Annotated in this window: 12 protein-coding genes; 8 read left to right on the top strand and 4 right to left on the bottom strand. The window is 64.0% G+C overall.

Annotated elements, in window-relative coordinates:
* Positions 1–5: 5 nt before the first annotated feature.
* Entirely contained in the window at positions 6–557 is a 552-nt protein-coding gene (locus LVJ94_07145) for a hypothetical protein (protein WXB07007.1), read from the top strand.
* A gap of 7 nt (positions 558–564) precedes the next feature.
* Positions 565–1,575, top strand: a complete 1,011-nt coding sequence (locus LVJ94_07150; GenBank protein ID WXB07008.1) for a hypothetical protein — start codon at positions 565–567, stop codon at positions 1,573–1,575.
* A gap of 1 nt (position 1,576) precedes the next feature.
* Here LVJ94_07150 and LVJ94_07155 read toward each other — a convergent pair whose 3' ends face one another.
* On the bottom strand, positions 1,577–5,281 hold the full coding sequence (locus LVJ94_07155) for an AAA family ATPase (GenBank protein WXB07009.1): 3,705 nt from the start codon (positions 5,279–5,281) through the stop codon (positions 1,577–1,579).
* 297 nt (positions 5,282–5,578) lie between these two features.
* Here LVJ94_07155 and LVJ94_07160 point away from each other — a divergent pair, with 297 nt between their 5' ends.
* The 4 genes from LVJ94_07160 (at position 5,579) to bioD (ending at position 11,006) form a co-directional block, all read left to right on the top strand.
* Positions 5,579–6,253, top strand: a complete 675-nt coding sequence (locus tag LVJ94_07160; GenBank protein ID WXB07010.1) for a class I SAM-dependent methyltransferase — start codon at positions 5,579–5,581, stop codon at positions 6,251–6,253.
* 29 nt (positions 6,254–6,282) lie between these two features.
* A complete protein-coding gene (gene aceK / locus LVJ94_07165; GenBank protein WXB07011.1) occupies positions 6,283–8,010 on the top strand; it encodes a bifunctional isocitrate dehydrogenase kinase/phosphatase in 1,728 nt (575 codons plus the stop codon).
* 99 nt (positions 8,011–8,109) lie between these two features.
* Positions 8,110–10,257 carry a beta-propeller domain-containing protein gene (locus LVJ94_07170; GenBank protein ID WXB07012.1) on the top strand — a complete coding sequence of 716 codons (2,148 nt, stop codon included), beginning with the start codon at positions 8,110–8,112 and terminating at the stop codon, positions 10,255–10,257.
* 104 nt (positions 10,258–10,361) lie between these two features.
* Complete coding sequence (gene bioD, locus LVJ94_07175; protein WXB07013.1) at positions 10,362–11,006, top strand: dethiobiotin synthase; 645 nt, start codon at positions 10,362–10,364, stop codon at positions 11,004–11,006.
* Positions 11,007–11,465: 459 nt separating this feature from the next.
* Here the strand turns inward: bioD and LVJ94_07180 are convergent, their stop codons facing one another.
* Positions 11,466–12,533 carry a hypothetical protein gene (locus tag LVJ94_07180; protein ID WXB07014.1) on the bottom strand — a complete coding sequence of 356 codons (1,068 nt, stop codon included), beginning with the start codon at positions 12,531–12,533 and terminating at the stop codon, positions 11,466–11,468.
* 154 nt (positions 12,534–12,687) lie between these two features.
* On the opposite strand from LVJ94_07180, the gene LVJ94_07185 reads away from it, so the two are divergent.
* Complete coding sequence (locus LVJ94_07185; GenBank protein ID WXB07015.1) at positions 12,688–13,401, top strand: siderophore-interacting protein; 714 nt, start codon at positions 12,688–12,690, stop codon at positions 13,399–13,401.
* 35 nt (positions 13,402–13,436) lie between these two features.
* On the opposite strand, the gene LVJ94_07190 is transcribed toward LVJ94_07185, so the two are convergent.
* Both LVJ94_07190 and LVJ94_07195 read right to left on the bottom strand, forming a co-directional pair.
* On the bottom strand, positions 13,437–13,832 hold the full coding sequence (locus tag LVJ94_07190) for a RidA family protein (GenBank protein ID WXB07016.1): 396 nt from the start codon (positions 13,830–13,832) through the stop codon (positions 13,437–13,439).
* A 208-nt stretch (positions 13,833–14,040) separates the two neighbouring features.
* Positions 14,041–14,661, bottom strand: coding sequence for a TetR/AcrR family transcriptional regulator (locus LVJ94_07195; GenBank protein ID WXB07017.1), 621 nt, complete (start codon positions 14,659–14,661; stop codon positions 14,041–14,043).
* 85 nt (positions 14,662–14,746) lie between these two features.
* Here LVJ94_07195 and LVJ94_07200 point away from each other — a divergent pair, with 85 nt between their 5' ends.
* Complete coding sequence (locus LVJ94_07200; GenBank protein ID WXB07018.1) at positions 14,747–15,964, top strand: DUF2236 domain-containing protein; 1,218 nt, start codon at positions 14,747–14,749, stop codon at positions 15,962–15,964.

Genomic DNA, 15,964 nt, shown 5'->3' on the forward strand with positions numbered 1-15,964 from the left:
AAACCATGACGACTCAAGCTGCCTCGGCCAGTGGACTACTCCTCCATCTTTTGGCTGATTTGTCCCGCGATCGTACCCTCGTCGAGCGATTTGCCGTCGACGCGGTGGCGGTTCTCCGCGACTACAAAATTGCCGACGAGAAACTCGACATTTTGCGCAGTCGCTCCGCGGTACGCATTTCCGCCGCCATTGCTGCGGAGGTGGAATCGCTTCTTCCCGTGGTGACGAAACCCCCGCATGAAATCGTGGGATGGGCCGCGCCACCGTCCATCCACATCAAATCCATCGACCCGAACAGCGGGCCACTGAATACCCCGGTTCCGGTGAAGGTCACGGGGACCGGCTTTGCATCCAATGCAATACTGACTTTCGCCAATCCGGGTGCCAAGGTTCAAGGTACCGGTGTCGAGGTCACGACCAGACCCAATGGCGACACCGTACTTACTGCCAAGGCAACATTTACCGTCGCCGGAGTCTACGACGTCGTCGTGGCCAATCCGGGTTCCGACGAGTCCCCGGGCAAGCTCCCTCAGGGATTCACAGCGAAATCTCAATAGCGCGAACATGGCATTTTTGCCCCCGAGTGCCCTGGTTCAAGCCGTGGCACCGTTCGTGTCGTCGGCGCTGGTTTCGCTGCCAGCGTCGGCGCGCATCGGGGCACACACGGCGCGGCTTCCGCCCGTCTTCGCCTGGGGCATCTTCGAGTGCCGCTTGGCGCCCGATGACATGCGCGTGGACATGCTTTTTCGCGTTTCGCGGCGGGGCGGGGGTGAGGACAAGCTCGCCGAAGAATGGCCGCGTATCGAGGCGGAGCTCGGGCCGATTGCCGAGTTTCTGCGCGCGTGGCGCGATCCGAATGGGGCGCTTGCCCGAAGTCCACTCTTTTGGGTCGAGCACGATCTTCTCCCGGGCGGGCCGAGCGCGCCCTTCGTACAATTCTGCGTCGACCCTCGCTACCCCGAGGGGCGGGCGGCGCTGCCGCCTGCGGAGCTTCGGGCGCTGGCGAAGGCCGGGGTCGCGCCTCTGTTGGGCGATGAACCCGACGCCGGGCCGCTCGATCTTCTCGCCCAGTGCGCTGCGCGGTTGCCCGAGAATGCCAGTGTGCTTCACGTGGGCGTGATGCCTTACCGCGGTCGCCGCGATCTGCGGGTGCTCGCCGGCGTGCCCATTGCGCGAACCTGGGAATGGCTCGCCGCCATCGGCTGGCCCGGCGATCGCGCGCATGCTTTCGACTGGCTCGATCTTCTCGGCGGGCACTTTACGCATGCCTCCGTTCAGCTCGATCTCGGCGAGGCCGTGCGGCCGACGCTCGCCCTGGAGTTTCCGCTGCCGCGCTCCGGTGACGATCCCGCCTGGAAGCGGTTCATGGCCGGCCTCGTGGCGCGCGGTCTCGCCGATGTGGAGAAGGCCGAGTCCGCCCTACGATGGATCGGCGATGCCACGGGGCAGGTCACCGGCGCGCCGTGGCTCGTCCACGTCCAGCGTCAGCTCGACGTGAAGCTCGTCCTCCGCGCCGATGGAACGTGCGAGGCCAAAGCGTACCTCTGTTTCCACCCGCGCTTCGTTCTCTTCTGATTCACGTGAACGGCGGCAGCATCGCATCGGTCCAGTTTTCGGGCTGGGCGATGCCGTGCCGGCGGATCTCCGCATCGGCCGCGCGGCGCCGCTCTTCGTTGGCGAAGAGCTCACCCAGCCTCCGTTCGGCGCACGCCGACATGACCACCATGTCGATGCTGCGGTATTCGTCGCGGCACTGCTCCAAGAGGTTGCGCGCGTCGGACAGATGCCCGCGCGCCGCCGCCACCGCCGCCTCGATGACCTTGCCATGGACTGGGCCATCGAGCCGTTGCTCGCGGGAGAGCCGGCGCGCGAGTTGCTCCGCCTCCTTGAGCAATTCATCGCGCTCGCGCCGGGCTCGCCGTGTGCGCGCCCGCGCCACTTGCAAGAGGGCCCACAGGTAGAGCGTGGGCGCCCGCGCAATGGGCATCTTGAGCAGGTACGCGCGCTCCATCTGCGGCAAGTCGCGCTGGAAAAGCTCCCATGCGCTGCCAAGCTGCCCTTCGTACAAATCGCAATAGACGCGAAGAAAGAGCGAATACCAGTGCTGGGGCGTGTACCCGCCGCGCGACCAGCGCAGCAAGAGCCGCTGGTCCTGTTTGCGCGCCGTCTCGATGTCGCCGCGCGCGATGAGCGAAAGCACGCCGAACTGCCCGGCGATGATCTGGGCGAACAGGTCGCCGCGCTCTTCCGATTCGCGGGACCCCTGCGCGGCACGGCGCGATATTTCCTCCAGATCGCCCATGGCCTCCAGCGCTTTGAAGGAGATGCCCAACCCGAGGGCGGCTTCCCAGCTCACACCCGTCGAAGTCTCCCGCAGGGTGGCCACGCCTTGATCGACCAATTCGAGCGCGGTCTTCCAGCGGCCCGTCTGCGAGATGTGCCCGAGCGCCCGCATGATCTGCGGAAATCCTTCGAGGTACGGATCCTTCGTCTCGCGTCCGAGCGCCTCGGCGCGTTGGATGTAGGTTGCACCTATCGCCCAGGGCGCGAGCACGGTGCCGCCCACCAGCGCGAGTCCGCGCCCGATGCGCCGTGGTTCGCCGAGTTGCAGCGCCGAGACGAGGCTTCGCACGAGGAAATACGTCCCCTCGAGCGGAAGCACGTTGCCCAGGCCTTTGCCCAACGACCAGCATAGGTCCACGGAGAAGAGCTCCTCGTGCGTGAGATCGCTCTCCCCGCGCTGGGGGAACTCGATGCCGCGAAACCGCAGGTACCCGAGTTGGGACACCAGCGAAAGCATCGCCCGCGAGGGCGTGCTCGGATACGGCAGCTTGCTCTCGTGAAGAAGCCCGCGCGCAACGGCCATGCCTTCGTCGACGTGCCCGCCGAAGAGAAACGCTTCCGCGGCGAGGCTGCGTAACCGGCGTCGTTCGGGGGCCGGAGCATCATCGGCGGCGGCCTGGTAAACGGTGGCCGCCTCACCGCATCGCCCGGCGTTGAACAAAGCCAGGGCTCTTCGTATTTGCAGATCCCGAGCGTGGTCTGTCATGAAATCGCCCCAGCTCCATGCGTTTGCGTAGAGCTCCGCCGCGCGTTCGAAGGCGAGCGCGGTCGCGGCTTGGTGCGCGGCGCGCTCGGCGTACTCGGCGGCACGACGTAGCTGACCAGCCTCTCGCAAGTGGTAGGCCAACACGTCGGCTGGGGCTCGCCGCGCAGCCTCGAGGGTCGTCGCGAGCCGTTCGTGCATCGCCGTCAGCTCGGGCTTGGGCATCGATGCGGCCACATTTTGCCGGATGCGATCGTGGTAGACCTCGACGATGTCGCTTCCGCGCGAGCCGCGCGTTCGAAGCATCCGCGCCGAGCGAAGCTGCGCGAGAATGGCCTGTGAATCGCCGCTGATGCGCGCGGCGGTGAAGGCGAGCGCCTGCTCGATGGGCCGGGCAGCGACGGCCACCACTTGCAGCATGCGCCGCGCATCCTCGGGCATCCGCTGCAGGCGCGCATCGAGGACGCGCTCGAGCGATGGCGCCGCCACATCGACGCCCAGACCGCCATCGCGCGCGAGCAAATCGATGAAGAACGGGATGCCCGTGGCCTCGCGTGCGACGTCGGCGGCGCGTTCCTCGCTGCCGTCGGCTCCGATGCACGTGCGTGCGAGGCGGATGGCGTCGTCGTGGGGAAGGGGACGCACCTCCATGGTGCGTTCGCGAAAGGGCAGCGTTCCCGCGCGACGCCGGGCACGGAGGTCGCGCAAGAAGGGGCTGTAGTCCTCCTCGTCATGGCGGTGTGCGGCGAGCACCACCAAGGCGGGTGCGTCGGGTGCGCCCAGGAGCTCGCACAAAAGATGCGCACTGTCGGCGTCGGCCCAATGCAAATCGTCGACGAAGAGCACCACCTTGCGGCGCGCGCACAGCCGAAAGAAGAGCCGCTTCAAGCCTGCGAAGGCGCGCTGCCGCAAGGCCAAGGGCTCGAGGTGCATGTTGGCCGGCGCCGGGACGGACGCGAGGACCTCGAGGTCTTCCAGCACCGAGAAAATGCGCGCCGTGTGATGGATGTCCTCGTCGAGCAAGCCTCGTTGCTCGCCATGCGGCATCGCCGAGATCTTGCGGCAGAGCGCGTCCACCAAGGCGTCGAAGCCTTTGTAGGGCACCGACTCGCGCTCGTAGCAGCGCCCGCGCAGCACGATGCTCTGGGACTCCTCCGTCTCGATCCGCGTGAGGAGCTCGCGCACCAGCGCCGTTTTTCCGACGCCGGAACCGCCTTTGACGAAGAGGCAAGCCGCCGCTCCGTCGGTGCACCAGTCACGCAGCGTTTCGAGCTCGCCCTCGCGCCCGATGAGTGGCCACTCGGCCATCGCCCGTTCGTGCGTGAGCGTCGTGGCCCTCGCGCGCACCGAGTAGGGCGCATCCTCGCACACCTCGAGGATGTCCTTTCCTCCAGCCCGACGCGCGGGATCGCGCTCCAGGAGCTGGTTGCACAACCCCACCAAATCGGACGGAAGATCGTCCCGGCGCGACCCCGGATCGGGGGCTGGGCCGGTGGTGCGCGCCATGGTCACGGCGAGCGCCGTGCCCTCGAAGGGCGTGGTGCCGGTGAGCGCTTCGAACAAAATGGTTCCCACGGCGTACCAGTCGCTCGCCGCCGTCGGCCGCGCGCCGAGCACCTGCTCCGGCGACACGTAGACGGGCGTGCCCGCGATCTCCCCCGCATCGTCGTCCCCACCGCCGCGTTCGAGAGACTTCACGAGGCCGAAGTCGAGGATCACGACGCGCCCCGAGGCGTCCACGAGCGCATTGGCCGGCTTCAAATCGAGATGCAACAGCGATGCACCATGGAGAAACTCGACGCCCACGGTGAGCTGCCGCAGCGCCGCCCGAAGGCGCGCCTCGGCATCGAGCGGCAGCCCCGGCCCGGGTGGGATGGTGGGCCCGCCCCAGACGTACTCGAGGAAGTGCTGCCCATCGACGAGCTCCATGGTGAAGAACCACGTATCGTCGATGGCCATGAGCTCGTAGAGCGTGGCCAAGTTGAAATGGGTGAGGTCGGCGAGGCTTCGATACTCCTTTTTGAAGCGGAAGAGGGTTCCCGGCTCCGCTGCGGGGAGCGTCTTCAAAGCAACCCGCGCGCCGCGCTCTTCATCGATGGCCTCGTACACCACCCCCATCCCGCCCGAGCCCACGCACCGCACGATGCGATAAGGCCCCAGCCGTTCCGCGATGACACCTTGCCGGGCGACCGGCCCCCGCACTTCGAGTTCCGTGTCGGCATGCATGTCTGCCATGCTGCATTCACGACCATTCACCGCACCCTTGTCAATCGCGTTCCTTTCGGACGCGCTTGCGTCACATAGCGACGCAGCCGAGCCGATTCACGCTGCCGGATCGAACCGCCAAGTCGCCAAGAACGCCAAGAGATGGATTGATGTGCTGGAACGGGCTCGTTCCACGAAACACCCCAGTCCATCTCCTCTTGGCGTTCTCCGTGTCTTGGCGGTTCGATCTCTCAAGTGCACGCGACGCAATCATATGTTCAGCAAAGTGCACTGGAGAGCATGTCGCCCGCGGCCTAGGTTGAGGGCATGAACAACAGCTCATTGAACTCCCCGCGCGTGACCTCCACCGTCGAGCGCATCCTTCGCACCGCCGAAGCCGTCGATGCCGAGATCACGCCCCGCGCCTTCGCGCACATCAAGGCAACCGGCGGCGTGAAAGACGACCAGGTCGTTGCGCACTTGCTTCGCGACGCGTACATGGCCATCGACATGCCGACGGCCAAGTTCCTTTACAACGTGGTGCGTGCGCGCGGTGCCGCCACCGTGCTCGAATTTGGGACGTCGTTCGGATTCTCCACGATTCACCTCGCCGCCGCGGTCAAAGATCTCGGCGCGGGACGTGTCATCTCCACCGAACAGGAGCCTGCGAAGGTTGCCGCTGCGCGCGCGAACCTCGAGGAGGCGGGGGTCGCGGACGTGGTGGAGATCCTCGAAGGCGATGCCCTGGTCACGTTGGCGAATCTCGAGGAGCCCATCGACGTGCTCTTTCTCGATGGTTGGAAAGCGCTTTACCTTCCGGTGCTGAAGCTGGTCGAGTCCCGCCTGGCACCCGACGCCGTGGTGATCGCCGACGATCTCGCCATCATGCCCGAGAAGCTCGCACCCTATCTCGATTACGTCCGCAATCCCAAAAACGCTTACAGCTCCGTGGAAATTCCGCTTGGAGACAAGCTCGAATTTTCCGTCCGAGCGCATGCGTAACCGGTAGTCTATCTGGTATTCTGGGGGACGTGAGCGCAAGCTTTTACATCGCAAGGGCCATCCTCGACGGGTTCGACAAGCACTACCGGCTCTTTCGTGAAACCACGGGGCGCGCCAAGGAGCGCTTCGAGCGCGCCGACTGGGAGGGGGGGCGCGCGGCAGCCTTCGCGCGCATCGACATGTACGACCAGCGCGTGCGCGAAGCCGTCGAGGTGCTCGGCGATCGCTTTCCCGATTTGGGGCTCGACGATACGCTTTGGCAGTCGATCAAGCTCGCGTACGTGGGGCTCTTGCACGACCACAAGCAGCCTGAGTGTGCGGAGACCTTCTACAACTCCGTGGCCACACGCGTGCTCGATCGCCGTTACCATAGCAACGAGTACATCTTCTCCCGCCCGGCCGTCTCCACCGAGCACCTCGATGGGGACGAGCCCACGTACCGCCCGTACTACACGGCCGATCTTGGCGAGGCCTTCCGCCAGATTCTTCGGAGTTTCAACTTGAAGAATCCATTTCAAGATTTGGAGCGCGACATCCAGCGGATGCTGCGCGCCGTGGAGGAGCATTTTCCGGAGGGCTGGGATCGGCAGCCGAATTTCCAGATTCAAGCCCTTCGTTCGCTCTTCTTTCGCAACAAGGCGGCTTACATCATCGGCCGCGTGCTCAATGGCAATGTTCTCATCCCGCTGATGGTCCCCATTCTGCGGGACGAGCAAGGCCGCCTCTTCGTCGATGCCTTGCTGCTCGACAAACGGAGCATCGGGCGCGTGCTCAGTTTGAATCATGTCTATTTCATGGTCGACATGGAGGTGCCTGCGGCCTACGTCTCCTTTCTCGAGACCGTGGTGCCGCAGCGCCCGCGGGGCGAGCTCTATACGATGGTGGGCCTGCAGAAGCAGGGTAAGACCCTGTTCTTCCGCGACCTGCAGCAGCATTTGAAGCACTCGACGGACACCTTCGTGCTGGCGCCCGGAACGAAGGGCATGGTCATGCTCGTCTTTACGCTGCCGTCGCTGCCGTGCGTCTTCAAGATCATCCGCGACTGGTTCGAGCCGCCCAAGGACACGGATCGCAACATGGTGTTGGACCGATACCAGCTGGTCAAGCACCACGACCGCGTGGGGCGCATGACCGATGCGCTGGAGTTCACCCACGTGGCCTTCCCGCGCGAGCGCTTCAGCGCCGAGGTTCTCGAGGAAATGGAACGCGTTGCGCCATCCAATGTCTCCATCGAGGGCGACCGCATCGTGCTCAAACACATTTACGTGGAGCGCCGCCTGGTGCCGCTGGACATGTACATCCAGGACGCAGGCGACGAGCAACTCCGTGATGTCATTCGCGAATACGGCGAGGCGGTCAAGGACTTGGCGCGCGCGAACATCTTTCCGGGCGATCTTCTGACGAAAAACTTTGGCGTGACGCGGTACGGGCGGGTCGTCTTTTATGATTACGACGAAATTTGTTATCTGACCGATTGCCGCTTTCGCAGCATGCCCAAACCGCGCGACGACGACGAAGAGATGGCCAACGAGCCATGGTTCGCGGTCGAGCCGAACGACGTATTTCCCGAGCAGTTTCCCATGTTCCTTTTTCCGGAAGGGCGCATGCGGCAGATCTTTCTCGCCGAGCATCGAGATCTCGCCCAGGCTCGTTTTTGGATCGAGCGCCAAGCCCATATCCGCGAAGGCCTCGAGGAAGAGGTATTTCCCTATGGCGAAAGCCATCGATTTGCCAACCGCGATCAAAAGGGTGGGTAACGACCGATTCGGTAGGCACAGATTGGCCCGCTCGCGCCACGAGAAAGCTGGAAAATCCCGTATGAAGCCATGGCATTGCCTTTGCGATGGCCACGGTTCATGCGAAATCGATCCTTTGGCTTTCTTGCCTTTTCGGCGCTCTCTCTGGGCGCGGTCGGAATCGTTCCCAGTGCGTGCAACACAACGGGGACTCCTTCGTATCGATCGGCGTACGAAGCCTGTGTCGCCTCGGTGCCCAAGCCGGAGATCCAGGTGGTCTCCGGCAATGGCGCGACCTTGCAGGCGGGACTCGTCGCCGGCGACGCGGATGCTGCCGATGCGGTGATGCGTGCGGCGGCCGTCGCCGAGATGAAGCGCGCCGTCGACAATGCCAAGTACAACGCCCTGGTGAGCATGCGCTGCTCGGCCCTCTCGAAGGGCGGCGACGCCTACGATAGCAACGGAGGCTCGGGGGCGCCCGTCCCTGCGGAAGACCCTGGTTCCCCCACGAACGTGTCCGGCACCAACAACCAAGTGGGGGGCGTCGACGAGGCGGACTTCGTCAAGAACGATGGGCACTACATCTATACGGCGACCGGCTCGGCGCTGCACATCGTGGAGGCCTGGCCGGCGACGAGCATGCGCGAGGTGGGCAAAGTTTCCCTCGAGGGCACGCCGCTGAAGCTTTTCGTCGCGGGCGATCGGGCCTTGGTGTACTCGTCGGTGCAGCAGCAACAGCCTGCCCGTGGTTCGCGATCCATGCCTTCGGGTGGAAGCTCGGCCTGCACGTATGGGTACGGTTGCGACTTCTCCGGCGATGGCACGGCGACGACCCTTTCGCTGTTCGACATCACCGATCGCGCCCACCCCAAGTTGCTGCGCGCGATCAAGAGCTCGGCCTCGCTGATTGCGGCACGGCGCATCGGCAACGCCGTCCATACCGTGCTCGGACAAAGGGCATTCGTGCCGTCCTATCGCCTCTCCCCCATGGGCTATGCCCCCACGTCGGAGGCCGATGTCGAGCGGGCCTTCGCGGCCTTGAAGGTCGAGAACGAAAAGGACATGGCCAGCCTCAGCATGAAGGACCAACTTCCGACGTTGGACACCGGCGGCGGAGTGGGGGCCATCACGCAGCTTTTGCAATCGACGGTGCCGGACGGCGTCGCCTTCACCACCGTCTTGTCGCTGGACATCGCCAACGACAGCGCTCCGCTGAACTCCGTGACGGTGTTGAGCCGCGCCGGTGCCGTGTACGCGTCGGCGAAGGCGCTCTACATGGCCGTTCCGCACGAGCGTGGGGGCTACTACGGGTGGTTCGATGACTCGGCCGGCCTCGACGAGGTGTCCACCGTGCACAAATTCGCGATTGGCGATGGCGTGCTCACCACCGAATACCGCGCGAGCGGCACGGTGAAGGGGCGCGTGTTGAACCAATTCTCGATGGACGAAAAGGACGACCACCTCCGCATCGCCACCACGACGGGGCACCTTCCCAGTCCGACCGCGCACAACACGTTGTCCGTTCTCGGGCAGGAGGGGCCGGCGTTGAAGGTCTCGGGCCAAATCGACGACATCGCCAAAGGCGAAGACATTCGCTCCGTGCGGTTCGACGGCGATCGAGGCTTCATGGTGACGTTCAAGAAGACCGATCCGCTCTATGCCTTCGACCTCTCCAACCCGCGCGCGCCGGTCACCATGGGCGAGTTGAAGATCCCGGGTTTCTCCACGTACATGCACGTGATGGATCAGAATCACCTTCTGACCATCGGCTACGACGCCAACGACCACGGTGACTTCGCCTTCTTCGATGGCGTGCTTCTGCAGATCTTCGACGTTTCGAATCCGAAAGCGCCAACGCTGGTGCACAAGACGAAGATCGGCACGCGTGGTTCCAGCTCCGAGGCGCTGTCCGATCACCTCGCCTTCAACTACTTCCTCCCGAAGGGCGCCCTCGCATTGCCGATGACCATCTGCGAGGGGGGCGGTGACGGCAGCTATGGTACCGACATGACCTTCAGTGGCCTCATGGTCTACGACGTCTCGTTGGACCGTGGCTTTTCCCTGCGGGGCACCGTCGCGCACCCCAACGCGGAAATCGGCAAGGGGTACAACAACGGCGGTTGTTACAACTGGTGGACCAACGCTTCGAGCGAGGTCAAACGCAGCATCTTCATGGACGACATGGTGTACAGCGTCTCGTCGTCCCGCATCAAAGCGAACAACCTGCAAACCCTCGCCGCCGACGTGGCCGAGGTCTCGATTCGTTGATGGGCCCATGGTTGGGCCCGTGCTGGGGTCCCTCTTAGCTTAGAATTTCTCCCCGCGTCGCCATCATGTTCCGCACGGTCTGCGTGCCGGCTATGGTGGCGCGCATGGCGCGAATCTTCGTAACGGGAATCGGAACCGGGGTCGGTAAAACGATGGTGTCGGCATGCGTGACGGAAGCGCTGAGTGCCGATTACTGGAAGCCCGTGCAGAGCGGACTCGAGGACGGGACGGACACGAACACGGTGCAATCCCTCTTGTCGAACGCGACGACGGTTTGCCATCCGGAGGCGTATCGCCTTCGCGAGCCGGCCTCGCCCCACCTTTCCGCGCGCCTGGAAGGCACCCGCATCGACGAGATGCTCATCGTCTCGGCCGCCAACGGCATCCGCCCATCCAGCGGGCACCTGGTGATCGAAGGCGCAGGGGGATTGCTCGTGCCGCTCAACGAGAACGTCTTCACGTTGGACCTGATTCTCGCGCTGCAGGCGCAGGTCATCATCGTGGCGCAAAATTATCTCGGGAGCATCAACCACTCGCTGCTCACCTCCCGCACGTTGAAAGCGTGCGGCGTCCCCGTGCTGGGGTGGATCTTCAGCGGCGAATTCCATTCGAACCAAGACGAGATCGTCCGCTGGAGCGAGTATCCCCTGCTCGGTCACATCCCCCAAGCCCAACGCGTGGACGCCGCCTTCGTTCGCGAACAGGCTCGCGGCTTGAATCCCGTTCTCGCGTCGGTACTCCGTTCCTGACGTTCGTCAAGGGTCACCTGTCCTGGCAAGTGACGTTTCACGGCGAAAGAAGGGCTCTTTCTCTCTGCGTCGTGAACATTTCGGTACAATGTGTACCAGATATAGACCATCCACGATTCCGGGGTGGTGAGCGCGGCTCAGCGAACTCGCGCGCAGTATTTCACTGCGGTTCCGCAACGCTCGGCGCGGGAGGATGGGGGGCGGCCTATTCGCGATTCGCGATTCGCGATTCGCGATTCGCGATTCGCGAATTGCGAATGCCGCGACCACCCCGTCGCGACCGCCGAAGCGGGCACGACGGGGGGGGCAGCACGGCCTTGAAAAGGAAGCCAAACGATAGCCGGACGAATAAAGGCTCGAACCTCTCCGGGCATCCAGCAGCTGCCGCTGGAATCCTGGTGCGTTCCGCTATGCCAGCGTGGCGTAGCGGATGGTGAGGACTCGAACCGAAGAGCGGATCTACTCGTCCGGTTTTACCCAGATGCCGCGCTCGTGCATCAGATGGATTTGCCGCTCGATGACTTCCTTGCGGTACTCGGCGTGTTTCATCGGGGGGCGGTGCAGGTACAAGTTTTTCGGGTAGATGGGGCGCTTGTACAGCAATTGATAAAGCTCGGTCGGTAGATCCTTCATCCAATTGTCCCATTGGGCGCGGGCGCGGTGGTCGCGTAGGGCTTGGATGTCCACGACGCCGGCGACGTAGGTCGAACCCGCGCCGTAGCGCTGTTCGCCGACGATGCGGCCTTTGTAGTCGATGACCATGGATTGTCCGCCAAAGGTATCGATGGGCGTGGTGTCCTCGGCGTGGAGGTAATAGGTGCCCATGTTCGGGGCCACGACGTACACATTGTTGTCGAGTGCCCGTGCGCGGCTTTGAATCTCGAACATGCCATTTCCGGCGGCCGGGTGCGGGTAGGATCCGCGGTAAATGACCTCGGCGCCATTGAGGGCCAACGCTCGGGCATTTTCCGGGTAGGAGCCCTCGTTGGCCATCATGATGCCCAGGCGTCCTATTTCGGTGTCCACCACGGGCCAGAAGGCATCGAGGTCGTTCCCGTACTTCTCGACCCATGCGTCATACACATTGTGCGGCACCACCGAGTGCTCCACGGGAAAGAGCGGCGCCACCTTGTGGTGCTTCAAAATGAGCTTTCCCTTGGGGTCGAGGATGAAGCCCACATTGAAGAATCGATCGGGAAAATCTGGATGCCGCGCCTTGGCCTGCGCGATGATGAATGCGTCGAACTCGCGCGCGATTTTTCCAAGGGCCTCCGTCTCCGGGCCGGGGATGTCGATGGCGCAATCGCGTGCGAAGGTGACGTGATCCAGGTCCTGCACTTCGTCGTTGAATCCCTGCAGCGCCCCCTCGGGAATGGCGATGAGGCGCACCGGCAGATCGAGGCTCGATAGCCACCCGGCAGCCTTGGCGAGGTGCCCCAGGTGCTCGATGTTGACGCCGATGTCGGCGCGCTTGCGAATGCCGCGAACCGTGGGAATGAGACCGACCGCCGTGTACGGTTTGATCATGGAACCTTCCTCCGCGCGAAAGTAAGAATGTACGGCCTGCCAGCAGACCCCTTTGCCCCGCCTTGTGCAAGGAGCCTTTCACGAGGGGCCGAGGCGAATCATGAAGAAAGGTTAATGAAGTTGCAAATCGATATCATCATGCCATGACGTCACCATGGCAACCGGTCAAACGCTCCTCGGAAAGATGTTGGGACGTCTCTTCTTTCGCCACGCGACCGCAACCTCAGTGCACGAGGTGTCGGCCCATTTTCGTCGTGTCGAATTTCGCGGGGAGGCGTTGCGAAACGCCGGCTGGGCGGCGGGGGACAAGGTCCAAGTGTTCCTGCAGGACATCGGCATGCGCACCTACACACCGCTGTCGTGGCACGAGGCACGCGGCACCACCGAGTTCCTACTCTATGCGCACGGAGACGGCCCTGGGAGCCGTTGGACGCGCGGCATTCGTCAGGGCGACGCGTGCCAATTCTTCGGCCCGCGCCGCTCCTTGAGCGTGCGCGAAGACGAACCGATTTTTCTCGTCGGAGACGAAACCGCATTTGCCGTGGCGCACGCCTTCAAGGCATCGATGCGCGCGGGGTCGGTGCACGCGGCATTCGAAGTGACATCGCGCCCCGAAGCGGAGGGCGTGCTCCGCCAAGTGGGCCTCGCCGACGCGGAGTGTTTCGAACGCACGCCGGAAGACCTGCACTTGGATGGCGTCTGTGGATCCATTCGGCGTGCCGTCGCAGCGCGCCCAGACACGCGCCTGGTGCTCACCGGCCGCGCGCAGTCGATCCAATGGATCCGCGCGCGCCTCAAACGCGACGGGCTTCGTGCCCCGAGCACGGTGAAGCCGTATTGGTCCGTGGGCAAGCGCGGGCTCGACTGAGCCCGTCGTGGAACGCCGGGCGCGCAATGGCACGCTCAATCGATGACCGCTATCGCGTCAACCTCGATCAGGTAGCCCGGGGATAGCGACGTTACGCCGATCACCACGTCCGCTGGCTTGTGAGCACCAAACAACGATGTCCGTGCAGCTTCGATAATCGGCAAACATGCATCGCGTTCGTAATTGACGACGTAGATGGTGATCCTCGCGACTTGGTCCGGTCTGGCCCCCGCAGCGGCAAGCGCACGACCGAGATTGGCATACACCTGGCGCGCCTGAGCGGCAAGATTACCACGGCCAACGAGGTTGCCGTGGATGTCCTCGGGTTCCTGCCCCGCAATGAATACCAACTTGTTGCCCGTCGCAACGACGACCTGGGTATACGTTTGCTGCGGCGGCAGGTCCGCGGGATTGATGCACTTGAGCGTCATGGACGACCTCCTAGCTGGTGGCTGTGCGTAAATCCCGCCGAATGTAGCACGACACATGCGACGCGATGAATTTGAAGCGTGTAATGAAGCCGTTGCAGCTCGAGTTGCCGGTTGGCCGCTCGTGGGGCGGGCGGCGGCGAGGTGCTGGCCGAAGTCTGGAGTGGAGCATCGGTCCGCTCGAGCTTTTCAAGAGTACCGCAGCCAGCTGCTAGGCGAGCAAATCCGTCAGCAACTGAGTGAGCGTCTTGCGTAGCTCGGCCTGGGGAATGTGCGGTGGGGGACGGATGACCGATTCGAGCACCGCGGCGCGCACCATGATGGTCATCAGGTACGCGACCGCCTCGTAGTGGGCCACGACCACCGGCTTTCGCGAGAGCATGCCGGCACCGCGCGCAAGTTGCAGCAGCCGCTCGCCGAGCGACTGCACGGCCGGGATCTCCCAGAGGAAGGGGATCTCGCGCACCATCACCGTGAGGATGGCGCGCCGCCGCTCGATGGCGCCGAACATTGCATCGAGCCAAAGGGCCAATCCCTCTTTGGCATTCGCATGCGCCGCCTCGGCCAGTGCCTTTTGCAATTCGTCGAGCACGTCTTCGGCCACGCGGGTGACGACCGCGGCCACGATGGCCTGCTTGTTGGGAAAATATTCGTACACCGAGGCGATGCCCACACCTGCCTCGTCCGCCACGTGGTTGGTGGTCAGCGCTTCGTAACCACCCCGCACGAGAAGCCGAGCAGCTGTCTCCAGGATGTCGCCCACCATTTGCCGTGAACGGGCCTGTTGAGGAACTTTCTTCGGCGAAAGGCGGGGAATTTTGCGACTTCGCATCGTGCTCCCGTATCCGAGTAGAACCGAGTAATCACTCGGATTATGCTTACTTGCCTATCTAGTCGCTGACAAGCCGGGAGCAATCATGATCGACGTTGCAGACACGACGTCCGTCCCCACGCGCTGGCACGATCCCTTCGACCCCGCGCCGTGGGCAAAACGCGTCGTCTGGTATTTCGGCTCGAGGGGCCTTCGCGCCGATCATCCCTTCCTGCGCACCTTGCAGGAGGCGCTGCTGCAGGGCGATCCGCGGATGGACGAGGTCGTCGCCTGGATGGAACGGGTCGGCCAAGCCGAAGCCCGAAAGCTCTTCGAGACCGCGCTTCGGAAGGGAATCGGTGCGCTCGACCAAGAGCCGCCGGAGCCGCTCGCGCGCCTGTTCGCTCAGCTCGATAGCGTTCCGGCATGGGTCGACAAAGAGAAGCTCCGATATGCGTGCGCCACGATCCACCGAGCCGGGCCGGCGAACGATTACGCATTGGGGTGTGGCTCGCTCATGTCGGGATATCTGTCCAGTGCGGCGGTCAAACCGTTGATGCGCACCGGGGCGCTCACGGGCAATGCCGCGCGACGCATCGTCGAGACAGGCAAATTCATTCTCGACATCACCGAGTCCGGCGACTTGGGGCGCCACACCGCGGGCTTCGAAACCACCGTGCGCGTGCGGTTGCTCCACGCCATGGTGCGCGCCAAATTGCGGCGCTCCCCCGAATGGAGAACCCAGGAATGGGGACTACCCATCAATCAAAATGACCTTCTGGGGACGAACCTCCAATTCTCCGTCACGTACCTGCTGACCCTGCGCTTCATGGGCTTCCTCCACTCGCAACGCGAGCGCGACAGCATTGTGCACTTTTGGCGCTACGTGGGATACCTCATGGGGATCGACGAGCACCTCCTCCCGCGGAATTTCCGCGAGGCCACGCGCTACCTTCGATTGGTGGGCACCAGCCAGCCCGATCCGGACGAGGACAGTCGCGCCCTTGCCGCTGCGTTGCTCGACGCGCCGCTGGGGTTGGCGCTCCACCCGATTGTGAGCCGCATCGTCCGCGTCGACCGCGCTTTCCGTGCGGGGTTGTCGCGCTCGATCATGGGCGGCGTGGCGGCCGACGCCCTCGGGTTGCCCAACGACCGCTGGAAATATGCCGTTTTCGCGCTATCGCCCACCGTGTCGGCCCTCGAGTTGATGCAGCGCCTCGTCCCCGGTGGGCGGCAAGCCGCCGTGCGCGTTGGCCGGCGCGTCTTGCGCCGCAAGTTGGGGCGCGCCCTCGAGGCGACGGCGGGCAAGCGAATGCATCTGTGA

The sequence above is a fragment of the Sorangiineae bacterium MSr11367 genome, assembly GCA_037157805.1.
Lineage (GTDB): Bacteria > Myxococcota_A > Polyangia > Polyangiales > Polyangiaceae > Pendulispora > Pendulispora rubella.

What these genes read in the sequence shown, in the direction of transcription:
- LVJ94_07145 (WXB07007.1), top strand. Translation starts at nt 6, where the DNA reads ATGACGACTCAAGCTGCCTCGGCCAGTGGACTACTCCTCCATCTTTTG.
- LVJ94_07150 (WXB07008.1), top strand. Translation starts at nt 565, where the DNA reads ATGGCATTTTTGCCCCCGAGTGCCCTGGTTCAAGCCGTGGCACCGTTC.
- LVJ94_07155 (WXB07009.1), bottom strand. Translation starts at nt 5,281, where the DNA reads ATGGCAGACATGCATGCCGACACGGAACTCGAAGTGCGGGGGCCGGTC.
- LVJ94_07160 (WXB07010.1), top strand. Translation starts at nt 5,579, where the DNA reads ATGAACAACAGCTCATTGAACTCCCCGCGCGTGACCTCCACCGTCGAG.
- LVJ94_07170 (WXB07012.1), top strand. Translation starts at nt 8,110, where the DNA reads ATGCGAAATCGATCCTTTGGCTTTCTTGCCTTTTCGGCGCTCTCTCTG.
- bioD (WXB07013.1), top strand. Translation starts at nt 10,362, where the DNA reads ATGGCGCGAATCTTCGTAACGGGAATCGGAACCGGGGTCGGTAAAACG.
- LVJ94_07180 (WXB07014.1), bottom strand. Translation starts at nt 12,533, where the DNA reads ATGATCAAACCGTACACGGCGGTCGGTCTCATTCCCACGGTTCGCGGC.
- LVJ94_07185 (WXB07015.1), top strand. Translation starts at nt 12,688, where the DNA reads ATGGCAACCGGTCAAACGCTCCTCGGAAAGATGTTGGGACGTCTCTTC.
- LVJ94_07190 (WXB07016.1), bottom strand. Translation starts at nt 13,832, where the DNA reads ATGACGCTCAAGTGCATCAATCCCGCGGACCTGCCGCCGCAGCAAACG.
- LVJ94_07195 (WXB07017.1), bottom strand. Translation starts at nt 14,661, where the DNA reads ATGCGAAGTCGCAAAATTCCCCGCCTTTCGCCGAAGAAAGTTCCTCAA.
- LVJ94_07200 (WXB07018.1), top strand. Translation starts at nt 14,747, where the DNA reads ATGATCGACGTTGCAGACACGACGTCCGTCCCCACGCGCTGGCACGAT.